The 15,556-nt window shown below is 55.3% G+C and carries 14 protein-coding genes; 11 read left to right on the forward strand and 3 right to left on the reverse strand.

All coding sequences use genetic code 11. The annotated features are described in order from the left end of the window. Window position 1 precedes the first annotated feature (1 nt). On the reverse strand, window positions 2-805 hold the full coding sequence (locus ACVBEJ_RS05180; protein ID WP_447128545.1) for a sulfurtransferase: 804 nt from the start codon (window positions 803-805) through the stop codon (window positions 2-4). An 83-nt stretch (window positions 806-888) separates the two neighbouring features. After that, window positions 889-1,896, reverse strand: a complete 1,008-nt coding sequence (rsgA, locus tag ACVBEJ_RS05185) for a small ribosomal subunit biogenesis GTPase RsgA (protein ID WP_447128546.1) — start codon at window positions 1,894-1,896, stop codon at window positions 889-891. A 73-nt stretch (window positions 1,897-1,969) separates the two neighbouring features. Here rsgA and ACVBEJ_RS05190 point away from each other — a divergent pair, with 73 nt between their 5' ends. Both ACVBEJ_RS05190 and orn read left to right on the forward strand, forming a co-directional pair. Continuing rightward, window positions 1,970-3,004: a mechanosensitive ion channel family protein gene (locus ACVBEJ_RS05190; RefSeq protein ID WP_447128547.1), complete on the forward strand. Its 1,035-nt coding sequence runs from the start codon at window positions 1,970-1,972 to the stop codon at window positions 3,002-3,004. After that, window positions 2,997-3,563, forward strand: coding sequence for an oligoribonuclease (orn, locus tag ACVBEJ_RS05195; RefSeq protein WP_447128548.1), 567 nt, complete (start codon window positions 2,997-2,999; stop codon window positions 3,561-3,563). The genes ACVBEJ_RS05190 and orn overlap by 8 nt, the downstream gene beginning before the upstream one ends. Window positions 3,564-3,721: 158 nt before the next feature. On the opposite strand, the gene queG is transcribed toward orn, so the two are convergent. After that, complete coding sequence (gene queG, locus ACVBEJ_RS05200) at window positions 3,722-4,810, reverse strand: tRNA epoxyqueuosine(34) reductase QueG (protein ID WP_447128549.1); 1,089 nt, start codon at window positions 4,808-4,810, stop codon at window positions 3,722-3,724. Between the two features lie 235 nt (window positions 4,811-5,045). Between queG and ACVBEJ_RS05205 the strand changes: the two genes are divergently transcribed. The 9 genes from ACVBEJ_RS05205 (at window position 5,046) to hflC (ending at window position 15,455) form a co-directional block, all read left to right on the forward strand. Then, on the forward strand, window positions 5,046-6,542 hold the full coding sequence (locus tag ACVBEJ_RS05205) for an NAD(P)H-hydrate dehydratase (RefSeq protein WP_447128550.1): 1,497 nt from the start codon (window positions 5,046-5,048) through the stop codon (window positions 6,540-6,542). A 41-nt stretch (window positions 6,543-6,583) separates the two neighbouring features. After that, complete coding sequence (gene tsaE / locus ACVBEJ_RS05210; protein WP_447128599.1) at window positions 6,584-7,015, forward strand: tRNA (adenosine(37)-N6)-threonylcarbamoyltransferase complex ATPase subunit type 1 TsaE; 432 nt, start codon at window positions 6,584-6,586, stop codon at window positions 7,013-7,015. After that, a complete protein-coding gene (locus tag ACVBEJ_RS05215; RefSeq protein WP_447128551.1) occupies window positions 7,009-8,334 on the forward strand; it encodes an N-acetylmuramoyl-L-alanine amidase in 1,326 nt (441 codons plus the stop codon). The genes tsaE and ACVBEJ_RS05215 overlap by 7 nt, the downstream gene beginning before the upstream one ends. Window positions 8,335-8,431: 97 nt before the next feature. Further along, entirely contained in the window at window positions 8,432-10,255 is a 1,824-nt protein-coding gene (mutL, locus tag ACVBEJ_RS05220; RefSeq protein WP_447128552.1) for a DNA mismatch repair endonuclease MutL, read from the forward strand. A gap of 199 nt (window positions 10,256-10,454) precedes the next feature. Then, window positions 10,455-11,414: a tRNA (adenosine(37)-N6)-dimethylallyltransferase MiaA gene (miaA, locus tag ACVBEJ_RS05225; protein WP_447128600.1), complete on the forward strand. Its 960-nt coding sequence runs from the start codon at window positions 10,455-10,457 to the stop codon at window positions 11,412-11,414. Between the two features lie 172 nt (window positions 11,415-11,586). Continuing rightward, on the forward strand, window positions 11,587-11,859 hold the full coding sequence (gene hfq, locus ACVBEJ_RS05230; RefSeq protein ID WP_447128553.1) for an RNA chaperone Hfq: 273 nt from the start codon (window positions 11,587-11,589) through the stop codon (window positions 11,857-11,859). 30 nt (window positions 11,860-11,889) lie between these two features. Further along, window positions 11,890-13,209 carry a ribosome rescue GTPase HflX gene (gene hflX, locus ACVBEJ_RS05235; protein WP_447128554.1) on the forward strand — a complete coding sequence of 440 codons (1,320 nt, stop codon included), beginning with the start codon at window positions 11,890-11,892 and terminating at the stop codon, window positions 13,207-13,209. Window positions 13,210-13,449: 240 nt separating this feature from the next. Beyond that, window positions 13,450-14,595: an FtsH protease activity modulator HflK gene (gene hflK / locus ACVBEJ_RS05240; protein ID WP_447128555.1), complete on the forward strand. Its 1,146-nt coding sequence runs from the start codon at window positions 13,450-13,452 to the stop codon at window positions 14,593-14,595. Further along, window positions 14,592-15,455: a protease modulator HflC gene (gene hflC / locus ACVBEJ_RS05245; protein ID WP_447128556.1), complete on the forward strand. Its 864-nt coding sequence runs from the start codon at window positions 14,592-14,594 to the stop codon at window positions 15,453-15,455. The genes hflK and hflC overlap by 4 nt, the downstream gene beginning before the upstream one ends. Window positions 15,456-15,556 lie beyond the last annotated feature (101 nt).

The raw sequence follows: 15,556 nt of genomic DNA on the forward strand, positions 1-15,556 counted from the left end.
GTTATATCTCTACCGGTGTGTCATTGCGATTGCCCCAATCGGACCAGGATCCGGGATAAGCCCGTATGCGAGGATAACCGAGAATTTTTGCCACCAGGTAAGTAAATCCGGAACGGCGGTGGGTCTGGCAGTGAGTGACAATATCTTTGTCTGCGGTGAGTCCCAATTGCTGCAGTATGTCTTTGGCGTCTTCCCGCAGGCGCAAACTGTTATTGGGGTCCATCAGATTGGTCCATTCGCAATTGATGGCACCGGGAATACGGCCACCGCGCTGAGCCAGCACCTTGGTGCCGTTGTATTCGCCGGGGCTGCGGGCGTCCCAGATGGCAAAGTCGTCGTTATCCAGGCTGGCCATAATATCCTCGGCGCTGACAAGCTGGTTCTGATCTATGGTGACAGCGACCGGCTGGCTTTGTGCCTCACAGGTTCCGGTTTCTGTATCTAGGCCTTCGCTGCGCCAGGCGTGAATACCGCCATTTAGATACGAGCAATTGCGGTGGCCGACAACGTCCAGCGTCCAGATAAAGCGTCCGGCCCAGCCGCCGCCCTCGTCGTCGTAGCAGATGACGTGGGTATCAGGAGTCAGGCCCAGGCGGGTAAACAGGGCATCCAGTTGTTCTTTGTGGGGCAGTCGTCCCGGCGCGGGTGGCTCACCCAATATCAATTCTTTGGGAGCAACGTGTACTGCGCCGGGAATATGGCCGAGGCTGTATTGCTCGTCGGAACAAAGGTCAACAATCAGCAGGTTTTGGTTGTGCAGATGTTGTTGAAGTTCGGCGGCTTCAATCAGCAAAGGTAAAGTCATGGAAATTTCCGAAATTGGTGAGTGATAGGGGGACGGAGTATAGCAGCGCAGTCAGAGTTTGAATTACTCTCAAAGGATTCAACCTACAAACTTCCTAATATCCGTCGATAGCTTTCCAGCCGCTGTGAGGAGATTTCACCCCGTTGTTCCGCGGCCAGCAACGCACAGCCGGGTTCTTGTTCATGGCGACAGTCGCGAAACTGGCAGTGACCGAGCAAGGGGCGCAATTCGACAAAGCCCTCGGCCACTTGCCGAGGTTCCAGATGCCAGAGGCCAAATTCGCGAATGCCGGGGGAATCAATCAGGCGGCCTCCGCCGTTCAAGTGAAACAGCCGCGCAGTGGTGGTGGTGTGGGTACCTTTGGCGCGTGCTTCAGAAAGCTCGCCAACGGCGGCGTTGGCCTCTGGCAGCAAGGCGTTGATCAATGACGATTTGCCCACACCTGATTGCCCCACAAACACACTGGTGTGGCCGGCCAGCATGTGTTGTAAAGGTTGCAGGCTGGCTTCGGTGGTGTCTTTGGCGGATAGTGTCAGCAGCGTGTAGCCCAGCTTTTGGTAAGGGGTGACCAGTGCTTTTGTGGCCTGCCCGGATTCACCGTTGAGCAGGTCGCACTTATTGAGCAGCAGAATGGCCTCTATGTTCTGGTTTTCCGCCGCCACCAGATAGCGATCAATCAGGTTGGCGAAAGGCTCTGGTTCCGCTGCCACGACAATAAAAATGCGATCGATGTTGGCCGCTACCGGTCGCAGGGCGCCGCGGTTGTCTGGCCGGTAAAGAGCGGATTGGCGCGGTTGTGTGGCGACAATTATGCCATTGTCATCATTGTTGCTGGCGCGCCAGGCCACTTCGTCGCCGGTGACTACCGTGCCGATATTGGCACGCAGGAAACAGCGTTTTAACGTGCCGGGTTGCCCATGAGGTTCTACATCCGCCTGTGCGCCGTAGCGGGAAATAACAGTGCCCGGTTGCTCCGGCCCCAATTGACTGTCATCTGGCAATTGTGCGTTGTTTTGCTGGGCTCGTTTGGCGCGCTGCTGTTGACTGTGTTGAACCCGGCGCTGTTGGTTTTTGGTGAGCTTGCGAGCCATAGATGGGACGGATATTTACCTTGAAAGCCTGTAAGGATATAGCATAATCCGGGGGAGGGATATGGAGACGCCGATGCTCGCCGATCTGTTGGAACAAGTAAAAGACCTGCTGTTGCCGCTGTCGCTGATCGCCATGGTGTTATTGGCGCTGTGGTTTGGCCATTGGCTATTGTTGCGCCGCTCTGGTGTTCATTCCGGCAATCACATGGCGCGCCAGCTGAGCTTTATGGTGTTGGTGGCGGTGGCGGTTGTGCTGATTATTCTCGCCCTGCCAGTGCCTCACGAAACCCGCAATCAACTGTTGAGTCTGCTGGGTTTGGTGCTCACCGGCGTTATTGCATTTTCCTCAACCACCTTTGTGGCCAATGTGATGGCGGGGCTGATGCTGCGGTCGGTGCGCAGCTTTCGCACCGGGGATTTTATTCGCGTAGCGGAGCACTTTGGCCGTGTTACGGAACGCGGTTTGTTCCATATCGAAATCCAGTCGGAAGAGCGCGACCTGATTACACTGCCCAACCTTTTTGTGGCGTCCAATCCGGTGAAGGTGGTGCACAGCAGCGGCACCATCGTTACCTGTGACCTGTCGCTGGGCTATGATGCGGCCCACTATAAAGTAACGCCTCTGCTGAAGCAGGCTGCCAAACAGGTGGGTTTGCAGGAGCCTTTTGTGCATGTACGGAAACTCGGCGATTTCGCCATCAGTTACCGAATCTGTGGTTTTTACGAAGAAGTCAAACAACTGCTCAGCAAGCGTTCTGAACTGCGCACCCAGGTGCTGGATCAGTTGCACGGTGCCGGTATTGAAATTGTCTCCCCCACATTTATGAATCAGCGCCAGGTGAATGACGAACAGTTTGTTGCGCCTCCACAGCGTGCAAGAAATATGGATATGAGCACTGCCAATGCCGAAACCATGATGTTCGACAAGGCCGAGCGAGCGGAAAAGCTGGAAGCGTTGAAAAAGGAGCTGGCACAGCTACAGGGCACAGTAAAAGCGGCAGAAGCCCGGCAAGACGAAAAGGGTGATGTGACCGCTCAACAGGATCGCATTGCCCTGTTACAACGCATTATTGAAGTTGCGGAAGAAAACGGAAAACAACATGACTGATTGCCTCAAAGACGATTTAAACCTGATCTGGATCGACCTGGAGATGACCGGGCTGGATCCCGAGCGCGATGTAATTATTGAAATTGCCACCATCGTTACCGATAAAAATCTCAACCTGTTGGCGGAAGGGCCGGTGTTGGCCATTCATCAGCCGGACGAGATAATGAGTGCAATGGATGACTGGAATACCCGCCAGCACGGGCAGTCTGGCCTCACAGAACGGGTGCGCAACAGCACGGTTTCCTGCGCTGACGCCGAGCGGCAAACCATTGAGTTTCTGGAAAATTATGTGGATGCGGGCAAGTCACCCATCTGCGGTAATACCATCGGTCAGGATCGCCGCTTTTTGGTGAAATACATGCCGCAGCTGGAAAGCTATTTTCACTACCGCAATTTGGACGTCAGCACCATTAAAGAAATTGCCCGCCGCTGGCAGCCGGCGTTGCTGGACGGTTTTGAAAAAAAGGGTGCGCACTTGGCGCTGGATGATATTCGCGATTCTATTGAAGAATTGAAATATTACCGGGAAAGGTTTTTTATTAAACCGGCAACCTTATAGGTTGCGTTTAATAATGCGGCACAGGGATGTGCCGCCGCTGGCGCAGCCAGCGCGAGCTCAATAAAATCAAGCACTTCCGCGCAAGTGCGTTACTTTCTTTTATGTGAAAGTTATTGAGCGAGCAATACAAAAGGCAGGACGCCTTTTGTATTGCCGGGTTAATAAATAGTGGCAGAGTGACGGTTATGGTGTTGTTTCAGCGCCCACTCGATATGCTCCCAGACCATCTCTGAGACTTTCCCGCGCCGTGCTTCCAGTGCGGCAATAATATCCTTTGAATAGGGCGCATTACCCAGCCCGACTGCCAGGTTTCGCAACCAGCGCTGATAACCGATACGGCGAATGGGCGACCCGGCGGTACGTTCCAGAAACTCATTTTCTGTCCAGTTAAACAGGTCCACAAGCCGGGTGCTGTCCAGTTGATGACGGGGCAGAAAATCCAGTTCCTGGCTGGCTTTGGCAAAACGGTTCCAGGGGCACATGGCCTGGCAGTCGTCACAGCCAAATACCCGGTTGCCCATGGGAGTGCGAAATTCTTCCGGTATGGCCTCTTTAAGTTCAATGGTGAGATAGGAAATACAGCGGCGGGCATCCAGCACATAGGGCTTAGGGAAGGCGTCAGTCGGGCATACGGTCAGGCAGGCCTTGCACTTGCCGCACTGGTTTTTCTCCGTGGATTGGTCGGTGGGTAAGGGCAGGTTGGTAAAAATTTCCCCGAGAAAAAACCAGGATCCGGCCTGGCTGTTTAATACCAGAGAGTTTTTCCCCACCCACCCAAGACCGGCTTTTTCCGCCAGTGCTTTTTCCATAACCGGGGCGCTGTCCACAAAAGGGCGTTGTTCCACTGTGTGGGGCACGCTTTGCTCGATTTTTTGTGCCAGTTTAGCCAGTCGTTTGCGTATCAGTTTGTGATAGTCCCGCCCCAGCGCATAGCGGGATATGTAGGCGGTATCGGGCTGTTTGAGCACGGCAATCATATTGCTGTCGGCGGGCAGGTAATCCATGCGTACAGAAATCACCCGCAAGGTGCCGGGGTGCAATTGCTCCGGGCGATAGCGTTTGTCGCCGTGGTCAGCCATCCAGTTCATATGGCCCTGGTAGCCGTTGTCCAGCCAATCCCGCAAGCGCTGGCCGGCTTCCGTCAAATCCACATCGGTAATCGCCACCTGCTGGAAACCCAGCTCCTGACCCCAGATTTTAATCTGTTGGACGAGATCTGAGAAATCAGTTTGGGAAATATCTGCCATGGTTAGCTACGTAAGTGATAACGGCGCGATGTTACCATGATGGATATATCGGGTTTTCGTATAATGGGGCGTAAATCTGCAGGTAAGGGTTGGGGCTTGTTTCTTCGACACGTCACTTACTTAAAATGAGAGCCCCATCCATGGGGGCTCGAGGCCAGCATCCTTGCTGGCCACGGTCGAAAAAAGAAGCCCCAGCCCTTACCTGCTCATACCGAGTAACTATCAACTAAAAGTAATGACTGATAACCAAATTGCCAACCAACTCTACCGCCCGGCCCAGGTTCGCGAACTGGACCGGATGGCCATTGAGGAACGGGGTATTCCCGGTTTTGAACTGATGCAGCGGGCGGGCAGCGCTGCCTTTGATCTGTTGTTGGAGTGCTGGCCAAAACCGGAAGAACTGCACGTGTTCTGCGGTTCTGGCAATAACGCCGGCGACGGCTATGTGATAGCGGCACTTGCCGCGCAGCAGGGTTTGCCGGTTCAGGTGGTTTACCTGAGCGACCCACAAAAACTGACCGGTGATGCTCAATTGGCCTTTGGCCATGCGGTTGCTGCGGGTGTTCCCTGTCGGCCATTTGGCGAAGACAGTTCTCTGGGAGCCGGTGTTGTGGTGGATGCCTTGCTGGGCTCGGGCTTGAATGGCCCGGTACGGGAGCCATTTGCTCGGGCCATTCGCCAGATTAACGACAGCCAGCTGCCGGTGCTGGCGGTGGATATTCCCTCTGGTCTGTGCGGTGACAGTGGCGCCGAGTTGGGCGTGGCTGTACAGGCCGACGCTACCATCAGTTTTATTGGCCTCAAGCGCGGTGTATTTAGCGGGCGTGGCCCGGCTCTTTGTGGCGAGGTGTTTTTCGATTCGCTGGGTGTCCCCGCAGATGTTTATCGACAGCAGCAACCTGCGGCGCAATTGTTGGAATGTGATTATTTGCGCCAGCAGTTACCCCCCAGACGGCGAGACGCTCACAAAGGGGATTTTGGCCACCTGATGGTGATTGGTGGTGACAGGGGCATGGGGGGCGCGGTAATGCTGGCGGCGGAAGCTGCCCTGCGTTGTGGCGCCGGCCTGGTGAGTGTGGCCACTCGCCCGCAGCACGTACCGGCGCTGTTGGCTCGGCGACCGGAAGTCATGGCGCTGGGGGTGAATTCCGGGCAGGAGTTGAGGCAACAATTGACTAAACCCACGGTGCTGGTAGTCGGCCCCGGTATGGGGCAGTCCCCCTGGTCGCAGCAACTGTTACAGGCAGCGCTGGCCAGTGATTTACCACTGTTGCTGGATGCGGATGCTCTTAACCTGCTGGCTCAAGGTCCACAGTCTTTTTCCCATCACCACAACGCTCGCGTTATTACGCCGCACCCGGGGGAGGCGGCGCGTCTCCTGGGTACGGAAACAGCGGAGCTGCAAAAAGATCGTTTTAATGCGGCTCGGCAGCTTGTGAACCAAACCGGGGCAGTTACCGTTCTTAAAGGGGCTGGCACGGTGGTGTGCGATGCTGAAAATACAGCAGTTTGCACTGCGGGCAACCCCGGTATGGCCAGCGGCGGTATGGGCGATGTGCTATCTGGTGTCATCGGTGCGCTGTTGGCTCAGGGGTTGGCGCCTGTGGACGCTGCCCGGCTGGGTGTCTGCTTGCACGCTACAGCGGCGGACCGGGTGGCGGAGCAGCAGGGCGAGCGGGGTATGGTGGCCAGCGATCTTTTTCAGCCGTTAAGAGAGATGATGAATTGTTAGAATCTGTCCATAAAGACTTTGAAATCGTTGGCGAAGACGCGATGGTAGCCTTTGGTGTAAACCTGGGCAGTCAATTACAGGACGGCGGCCTGGTGTTTCTGGAAGGTGAGCTGGGTGCCGGTAAAACCACTCTGAGCCGGGGAATACTGGCTGCTTTTGGCCACAACGGTGCGGTTAAAAGCCCCACCTATACTTTGGTGGAGCCCTATCAATTTGACGACACCACCGTTTGCCATTTTGACCTCTACCGATTGGGCAATCCGGAAGAACTGGAGTACATGGGCATTCGCGACTACTTTGCTGACGGTAACTTGTGCCTGGTGGAATGGCCTGTGCGCGGCGAAGGCTTTCTGCCACAGCCGGATTTGCGACTGTGCATCAGTGTCGGTAAAGTGGGCTCTGGTCGCCGGGTTTGTGTGCAGGCGCAAACCGTCAGGGGCCAACACATAATAAACGGGTTGTCTCCTTGCTAAAAAGACGCATTACCGCTCAAATTATTTTTCTCTGGTTGCTGCTGTGTTCAGTAACCGCTGCGGCCTCCACTGTGGACGGCGTGCGGTTGTGGCGCTCGCCGGATAACACCCGCCTGGTGTTTGATCTCAGTGCTGCGGTGGATCACCGTATTTTTACCCTGGAAAATCCCAGTCGCTTGGTAATCGATATCGAGGATGCCACCTCAAAAGCCCGCTTTGACAATCTGCCATTGGCCAACACGCCGGTATCAGCGATTCGCAGTGCCGCCAAAAAAGGCGGCGACTTGCGGGTGGTTCTGGATTTGGGCAGTGTGGTATCGCCGCGCAGCTTTACCCTAAAGCCCAACAAACAGTACGGCCACCGCCTGGTTATTGATCTTTACGACAAATCCAAAGCGGCAAAAACCGTTAAAACCGTTTCCGATGCGGTAAAAAACAAAGAGCGGGATATCGTTATTGCCATCGACGCCGGTCACGGCGGTGAAGACCCCGGGGCGCTGGGCAGACGGGGCATTCACGAAAAGCATGTGGCATTGGCAATCTCCAAGCAACTAAAACGCATCGTCGACCGCAGCCCCGGTTTTCGCGGCGAGCTGGTGCGCAAAGGGGATTACTACATTCCCCTGAAAAAACGCCGCGATATTGCCCACGACCTGCGCGCCGACTTGTTTGTTTCTGTACACGCCAACTCTTTTACCTCCCCCAAACCCCGAGGAGCATCGGTGTATGTGCTATCCACCAAAGGTGCCACCAGTGAAATGGCTCGCTATCTGGCCCGCAAGGAGAACAGTTCTGACTTGATCGGAGGGGTGGAAAACGTCAGCCTGAAAGACAAAGACGATGATCTGGCGCGGGTGCTGTTGGACCTTTCCATGGACGCCACCTTAAACAGCAGCCTGGACGTGGCTTCGGAAGTGCTGAAAGGTATGGGGCAAATTTCCAGGCTGCATCAGAAAAATACCGAGCAAGCCAACTTTGTGGTGCTGCGCTCGCCGGATATGCCCTCCATTCTGGTGGAGACCGGTTTTATCTCCAATCCCAGTGATCGCAAGTTGCTGGTGCAGAGCGGTTATCAGAAGAAAATGGCGGACGCGATTTTTACCGGCATTGAAAGCTACTTCCACAAACGCCCCCTGGAAGGCACCTGGCTGGCGGCCAACCGCAACAAGGTGGAACGCACCTACGTGATTGGCCGCGGCGACACCCTGTCGGAAATTGCCCAGCGCCATAAAGTCAGCGTCAAACGACTGATGAGTTATAACGGCCTGAAAAGCAGTCGCATTCGTATGGGGCAACGCCTTAAAATACCGGCGTCTTGATCCCATTGTCATCCTGAGCGCAGCGAAGGATCTCTTGGCTGCTACAACGTCGAGATCCTTCGCTGCGCTCAGGATGACCCTAATCTGAAAGTTACTTATGTCCCAAATCCATAAACTCAGCCCCCGTCTGGCCAACCAGATTGCCGCCGGTGAGGTAGTGGAGCGCCCCGCATCGGTCATCAAGGAATTGCTGGAAAACAGTATTGACGCTGGGGCCAGCCGCGTGGATGTGGAGGTTGAGGCCGGTGGCGTTAAACTGATGCGTATTCGCGATAACGGTCGCGGCGTGGATAAAGACGATTTGCCCCTGGCGCTGTCCCGTCACGCCACCAGTAAAATCGTTGAGCTGGAAGACCTGGAAGCGGTGCAAACCCTTGGCTTTCGGGGCGAGGCATTGGCCAGTATCTGCTCCGTATCGCGATTGGCAATGACATCGAACAACAGCGAAGGTCAGTCTGGCTGGAAGGCGGTGTCTGAAGGCCGGGAGATGGAAGTGCACCTGGAACCGGCGCCGCACCCGCAAGGTACGACGGTTGAAGTACGCGATCTGTTTTTCAACACCCCGGCGCGGCGCAAGTTTTTGCGCACCGAAAAAACCGAATTCAATCGCATCGACGATGTGATGAAGAAGCTCGCCCTGAGTCATTTCAATGTGGCTTTTTCCCTGCGCCACAACAACAAAACCCTGTTCACCATGCGGCCAGCGGAAAACCAGCTGGAGCAGGAGCGGCGGGTGGCGCAAATTTGCGGCCCGGCTTTTATGGAGCAGGCGGTTTACCTGGATATCAATCGCGGCGGTTTGCGCCTGTGGGGGTGGATGGGCCTGCCCACGTTCTCCCGCAGTCAGGCGGACATGCAGTACTTTTTTGTCAATGGCCGTGCCATTCGCGACAAGGTGGTCACCCATGCGGTGCGCCAGGCCTACCAGGACGTGCTTTACCACGGTCGCCACCCGGCTTATGTGCTGTTTCTGGAGCTGGACGCCGCCGATGTGGATGTCAATGTACACCCCACCAAGCACGAAGTGCGTTTTCGTGACAGCCGCTCGGTGCACGGTTTTATCTACAGCACCCTGAATCAGACGGTGGCGGAAGTGCGCCCGGGCGAATCACTGACTGCCAGCCAGGAACAGCCGGTGCCGGCCTCCGCCAGCCCGGTGTCGATAGCTGACAGCAACCAGGGCTTGCGCAGCACCATGGGTCTGGGCTTGGGCTATCAGATGTCTGCCCCTCCGCCCCGGCCGGTGCAGGAGCAAGTGAGTCATTACGGTGCGTTGCATCAGCCCGCTCCCACAGCCACCCAGCCAGCCATCGCCAATGCCGGTGATAATGAAGAAATTCCCCCTCTGGGCTATGCAGTTGCCCAGCTCAAGGGTATTTACATTGTGGCGGAAAATGCCGAAGGCATGGTGCTGGTGGATATGCATGCCGCCCACGAACGCATTACCTACGAGCGCATGAAAGTGGCCTACGAGCAGCAGGGCATGGCGTCACAACCGCTTTTGGTACCCGAAACACTGGCGGTGAGCCAGCGGGAGGCGGACAGCGCCGAACAGCACCACGGCGTCTTCGAGGCGCTGGGTTTTCAGCTGCAGCGGGCGGGCCCGGAAAGTCTGCTGGTGCGGGAAATTCCCGCACTGACCCGCGGTGCTGACGTGGAGCCTCTGGTGCGGGATGTACTGTCGGATTTACTGGAGCACGGTAGCAGCGACCGCATTGCCGCCCATATCAACGAAATACTGGGCACTATGGCGTGTCACGGCTCGGTGCGCGCCAACCGCCGCCTGACCATTCCCGAAATGAACGCCCTGCTGCGGGATATGGAACACACCGAACGCAGCGGCCAGTGCAATCACGGCCGCCCCACATGGACGCAAATGAGCTTGGTTGAGTTGGATAAATTGTTCTTGCGCGGCAGGTAATCACTCTGTCGTCCTGAGCGGCGTAGCCGCGTGAGCATCTCACAACTTTCAAAACCTGAGATCCTCACGTCGCTACGCTCCTCAGGATGACACTGGCATGGGGTTTAGCGTGCGACGTCAGACGTGCGACCATTATAATCGAAGTTCTATCTCTAACTTTGGTGCCAACGTGAACAACGCCCCCATAGCCATCTTCCTAATGGGCCCTACCGCCTCCGGTAAAACCGACCTGGCAATAGCCCTGCGCGAGCATCTGCCGGTGGAGCTTATCAGTGTGGATTCTGCGTTGGTTTACAAGGGGTTGGATGTGGTCAGTGCCAAGCCCGATGCCGCCACTCTGGAAAAAGCACCGCACAGCCTGATTGATATTCGCGACCCGGCGGAAAGCTACTCCGTGGGTGATTTTGTCCGCGATGCCCGTCGGGAAATGGATGCCATCAGTGCCGCCGGCAAAATTCCCCTGTTGGTGGGCGGTACCATGTTGTACTTTCGAGCGCTGCTGGAGGGCCTGGCCGAACTGCCGCCGTCGGACCCGGCGGTGCGCGCCGAGATTGAAGCCCGGGCCGCCGAACTGGGGTGGCCTGCCATGCATCAGCGCCTGGCCCGGCTCGACCCGCAAGCCGCTGATCGAATTCATCCCAATCACTCCCAGCGCATACAGCGCGCTCTGGAAGTGTGCCTGACTACCGGTAAACGGTTTTCACAACTTCTGGATCAGCAGGGCAGCAGTTCGCTGCCGCCCATTACAGACAGCTACCAAGTGACCCAGATTGCCATTGCTCCCAGAGATCGCACGGTGCTGCACCAGCGAATTGAAAGCCGTTTTGCCACCATGATGGCCAGTGGTGGACTGGATGAAGTCAGGCAGCTGTTTGCACGGGGTGACTTGCACCCAGACCTGCCCGCCATACGTGCGGTGGGCTATCGTCAGGCCTGGCAACACCTGTGTGGGGAATTAAACCACGAGCAGATGGTCACAAAGGCTGTTGTGGCCACCCGGCAGTTGGCTAAACGCCAGCTCACCTGGCTGCGTGGTTGGCAGAATCTGAACTGGGTTTATACGGATACTCCCGAAGGAGTGTCGCTAAGTTTTGATGAAATCCTGCAAAATGCCTTGAAAATTCTGAGAAGCAGTCCCATATACAAGGGCAGTGGCTAGGGTTATCATAAATTTTCGCGGTTTTTTACACCTTTAATCGTGCAGATGACGTTTTTGGGTGCCACAATTACGATTGCAGTATATTTTTTTATATTGACCCGCAGCGAGCGGTTGGTTTGGAGCTGCTGTTATATTCTGACAGCAGCTGATTTTAAAAAATAAGGAGAATCCCATGTCAAAGGGGCATAACTTACAAGACCCTTTCCTGAATGTCTTACGGAAAGAGCGTATCCCGGTTTCAATATTTCTGGTCAATGGCATCAAGCTGCAAGGGCAGATTGAATCCTTTGATCAATTTGTTGTTCTGCTGAAAAACACAGTCAGCCAAATGGTGTACAAGCACGCCATTTCCACCGTTGTCCCGGCGCGTCCGGTTCGCCTGCCCCTGGGTGCTCCGGTTCAGGGCCAGCAAGGTGGCGAGGCCGGTACTGATTTTAGCGACTGACTGAGTCGATACCTTCTATGGAGGCACTGGTTGTTCTTTGATCGCCCGGAATCCGGTGAGCTGGCTATTTTGGTTCACCTTGATTTGCACAGTGAAAATGAGCCGGAAGATCCCCGTGAATTTGAAGAACTGGTGTTGTCTGCAGGCGGTGATCCTGTAGACTTTGTCATGGGGCAGCGCCAGAGCCCCCATCCTAAGTATTTTGTCGGCACCGGCAAGCTCGACGAGCTGGCCGGTTTGGTGCGCCATCACGATGCGCAATTGCTGATATTCAATCACACGCTGTCCCCCAGCCAGGAACGCAACCTGGAACACCACCTCAAGTGCCGTGTGCTGGATCGCACGGGTCTTATTCTCGATATCTTTGCCCAGCGCGCCCGCACTCACGAAGGGAAATTGCAGGTTGAGCTGGCCCAGTTGCAGCATATGTCTACCCGTCTGGTGCGGGGCTGGACGCACCTGGAGCGACAAAAGGGTGGTATCGGTTTGCGCGGCCCCGGTGAAACCCAGCTGGAAACCGACCGCCGCCTTCTGCGGGAACGCATCAAGTCCATTCAAAAGCGCCTCCTCAAAGTGCGCAAGCAACGGGATCAGGGACGTCGCTCCCGGCGTAGGGCAGAGATTCCCACGGTGTCTCTGGTGGGTTACACCAACGCCGGAAAATCCACGTTGTTTAATGCCTTGACCACTTCCGAGGTGTACGCCGCCGACCAGTTGTTTGCCACACTGGACCCCACCATGCGGCGCCTGGAATTACCGGAAACCGGCCCGGTGATCCTCACCGATACGGTGGGTTTTATCAGCCACCTGCCCCACAAACTGGTGGAGGCGTTTCGCGCCACACTGGAAGAAGCGGCCAATGCTTCGCTGTTGCTGCACGTGGTGGATGCCGCCGATGAGGAGCGCCACCGCAATATTCAGCGGGTGGCAGAGGTGTTGGAGGAGATCGACGCCCACGAGTTACCCAGCCTGCTGGTGTACAACAAAATCGATTTGATGGAAGAGGCCCGGCCACGCATCGACCGTGACTCTCGCGGTGTGCCGGTAGCGGTTTGGTTGTCGGCGCTGGATGGTGTTGGGCTGGATTTGTTGCAGCAGGCCATTCGCGAGCGCATTGGTGCGCGCATGCGCCATGCTACCTATCTGCTGTCGCCGCAACAGAGTCGCCTGCGAGCGCGGTTTTACGAAAGCGATGCAGTGGTTCAAGAGCAGGTGCTGGATAACGGTGATATTAAGCTGGAAGTACGTATGCCAGAGGCGGATTTTTTGCGGTTGTTAAAAGTGGAAGGTATGGATATTAACCAATTGGTAGAGCTGCCGGATTTTGATGATCTGGCGCAGAGTGCTTGAGATACGTAGGCAGGAAGGCGAATGTTGCTTTCAGACCCGCTGTGCTTTCGTTTTCAAAGTAAGCCTCCTTGTACGCTCTTTGGCCGCTATTCCTGCGGCCAACGGTCTGAAAGCAACATTCGCCTCCCTGCTCCAAGTTATGCGGTTTGCTGGCAAACAAAATCCTCACTTACCTTGAATTTCCAGATAGAATCCCCACCATTCTCTTAATACCTATCAATCTGATTAACGGAGCTGAATATGGCCTGGAATGAACCCGGTGGCGGCCGTGACCGCGATCCCTGGGGTGGCAAGAATGGTGGCGATGGGCCGCCGGACCTGGACGAGGCGCTGCAAAAGCTGAAAGAGCGCTTTGGTGGGTTGTTTGGTGGTTCTGGTTCCGGTGGTGGCAAAGGCGTTAGCGGTGGTCTCATTGGCCTTGCTCTTGGTATTGCTGTGGTTTTGATGGCGTTTGCGGGTATCTACCAGGTGGACGAGAAAGAGCGTGGCGTGGTGCTTCGCTTTGGCAAATACCATGACACGGTTGGCCCGGGCCTACATTGGCGGCCAGTGTTTATCGACACGGTTGATAAGGTCAATGTCACCAAAGTTCAGGAACATCTTGCCAGTGGCCTTATGCTGACTAAAGATGAAAATATTGTCAGTTTGCCGGTTACTGTGCAGTACACCGTTCCCGATGCAAAGGCTTACATTATCAATGTGCGCGATCCGATCGTCAGTCTGAAACACGCCACTGACAGCGCCATTCGCCATGTTGTGGGCAGTACTTTGACAAGTGATGTTCTGTCTGAAGGTCGTGAAAAACTGTCTGGGGAAATCAAGGTTCGCCTGCAAGATTACCTGGATATTTATGAAACCGGTATTCAGATTTCCAAGGTGAACATTGGTAAAGGTGAGCCGCCTGCGCCGGTGAAACCCGCTTTTGACGATGTAAACGCCTCCCGCAAAGACAGGGAGCGCTACATTGAAGAAGCCGAGTCTTACCGGAATGGCGTTGTGCCTGTTGCCCGTGGTGAAGCCCAGAGAATGATTCAGGCGGCGACTGCCTATCGGGATCGGGTTATCGCGGAAGCAGAAGGTGAGTCCCAGCGTTTTGAAAAGCTGCTGGTTGAGTACAAGAAGGCACCGGAAGTTACCCGCCAGCGCTTGTATCTGGATACCGTGCAATTTGTGATGCAGAACGTTTCCAAGGTGATGGTAGACGTAGAAGGCGGAAATAACATGCTGTATCTGCCATTGGATCAAATTGCCAAGTCACAGCCAAGACTGCCAAAAGGTCAGTCGGTAGATGCCAGTGCCCTGGATGAGGCGCAAATACGCAATATTGTTGAAGATCAGCTGCGTGAAATGCTGCGAGACAGTAATACCAGAGGGAGCAGACGATGAGACCATTACCGATTATTTGCATATTGGCTCTTGTGTTGATTGGCTCCATGAGCGTCTACAAAGTACAGGAGCAGGAACAGGGTCTGAAGCTGAGGTTTGGCCGCATTGTTGAGCCTAATATTGGTCCTGGATTGCACTTTAAATTGCCCTGGGAAGATGTGCGCAAGTTCGAATCTCGCGTGCTGACTCTCGATGCCAATAAAGAGAGTTTCTTGACCAAAGACGAAGAGCGCCTTCAGGTTGATAGCTATGTGAAGTGGCAAATCACCGATGTAGAGACTTACTACAAAGCCACTGGCGGTGATGAAACGGCGGCGGCTTCGCGTCTGGAGGCCCGTGTTAATGACGGTCTGCGCAACGAGTTGAGTAGCAGAACCTTGAATGAAGCGGTCTCTGGAGAACGCGACCAGCTAATGGAAAAACTGACATCTGACCTCGACTCCCTGTCAAGAGAGACGCTGGGCATCAAGGTGGTGGATGTTCGAGTCAAGCGTATCGACTTCCCGGATACGGTCAGCGAGAACGTGTACCGGCAGATGCGCGCCGAGCGTGAAAAGGAAGCCAAGCAATATCGTTCCGAAGGTAAGGAGCAGGCCGCCGCCATTCGCGCTGATGCGGATCGTCAGAAGGTGGTGATTGAGGCGGAAGCCTATCGTGAAGCGGAACAATTGCGCGGTGACGGCGATGCCAAGGCCGCCGGTATTTACGCCGATGCCTACAACAAAGACCCGGAGTTCTACGCTTTCCTGCGCAGCCTGGAAGCCTACAAGCAATCATTCGACAACAAAGGCGATATGATGCTGGTGGACCCGGACAGTGAGTTCTTCCGCTATTTGAAGGATTCAAAGGGTAAGAACTAATACCCCGCCATTGCGAAGGAGCGCAGCGACTGCGGCAATCTCCATCAGCTCTCTGCCAGCTTCACGAGATTGCCACGTCGCCCTTTCTTTATAAAGAAAGG

This window comes from Porticoccus sp. GXU_MW_L64, from assembly GCF_052983295.1.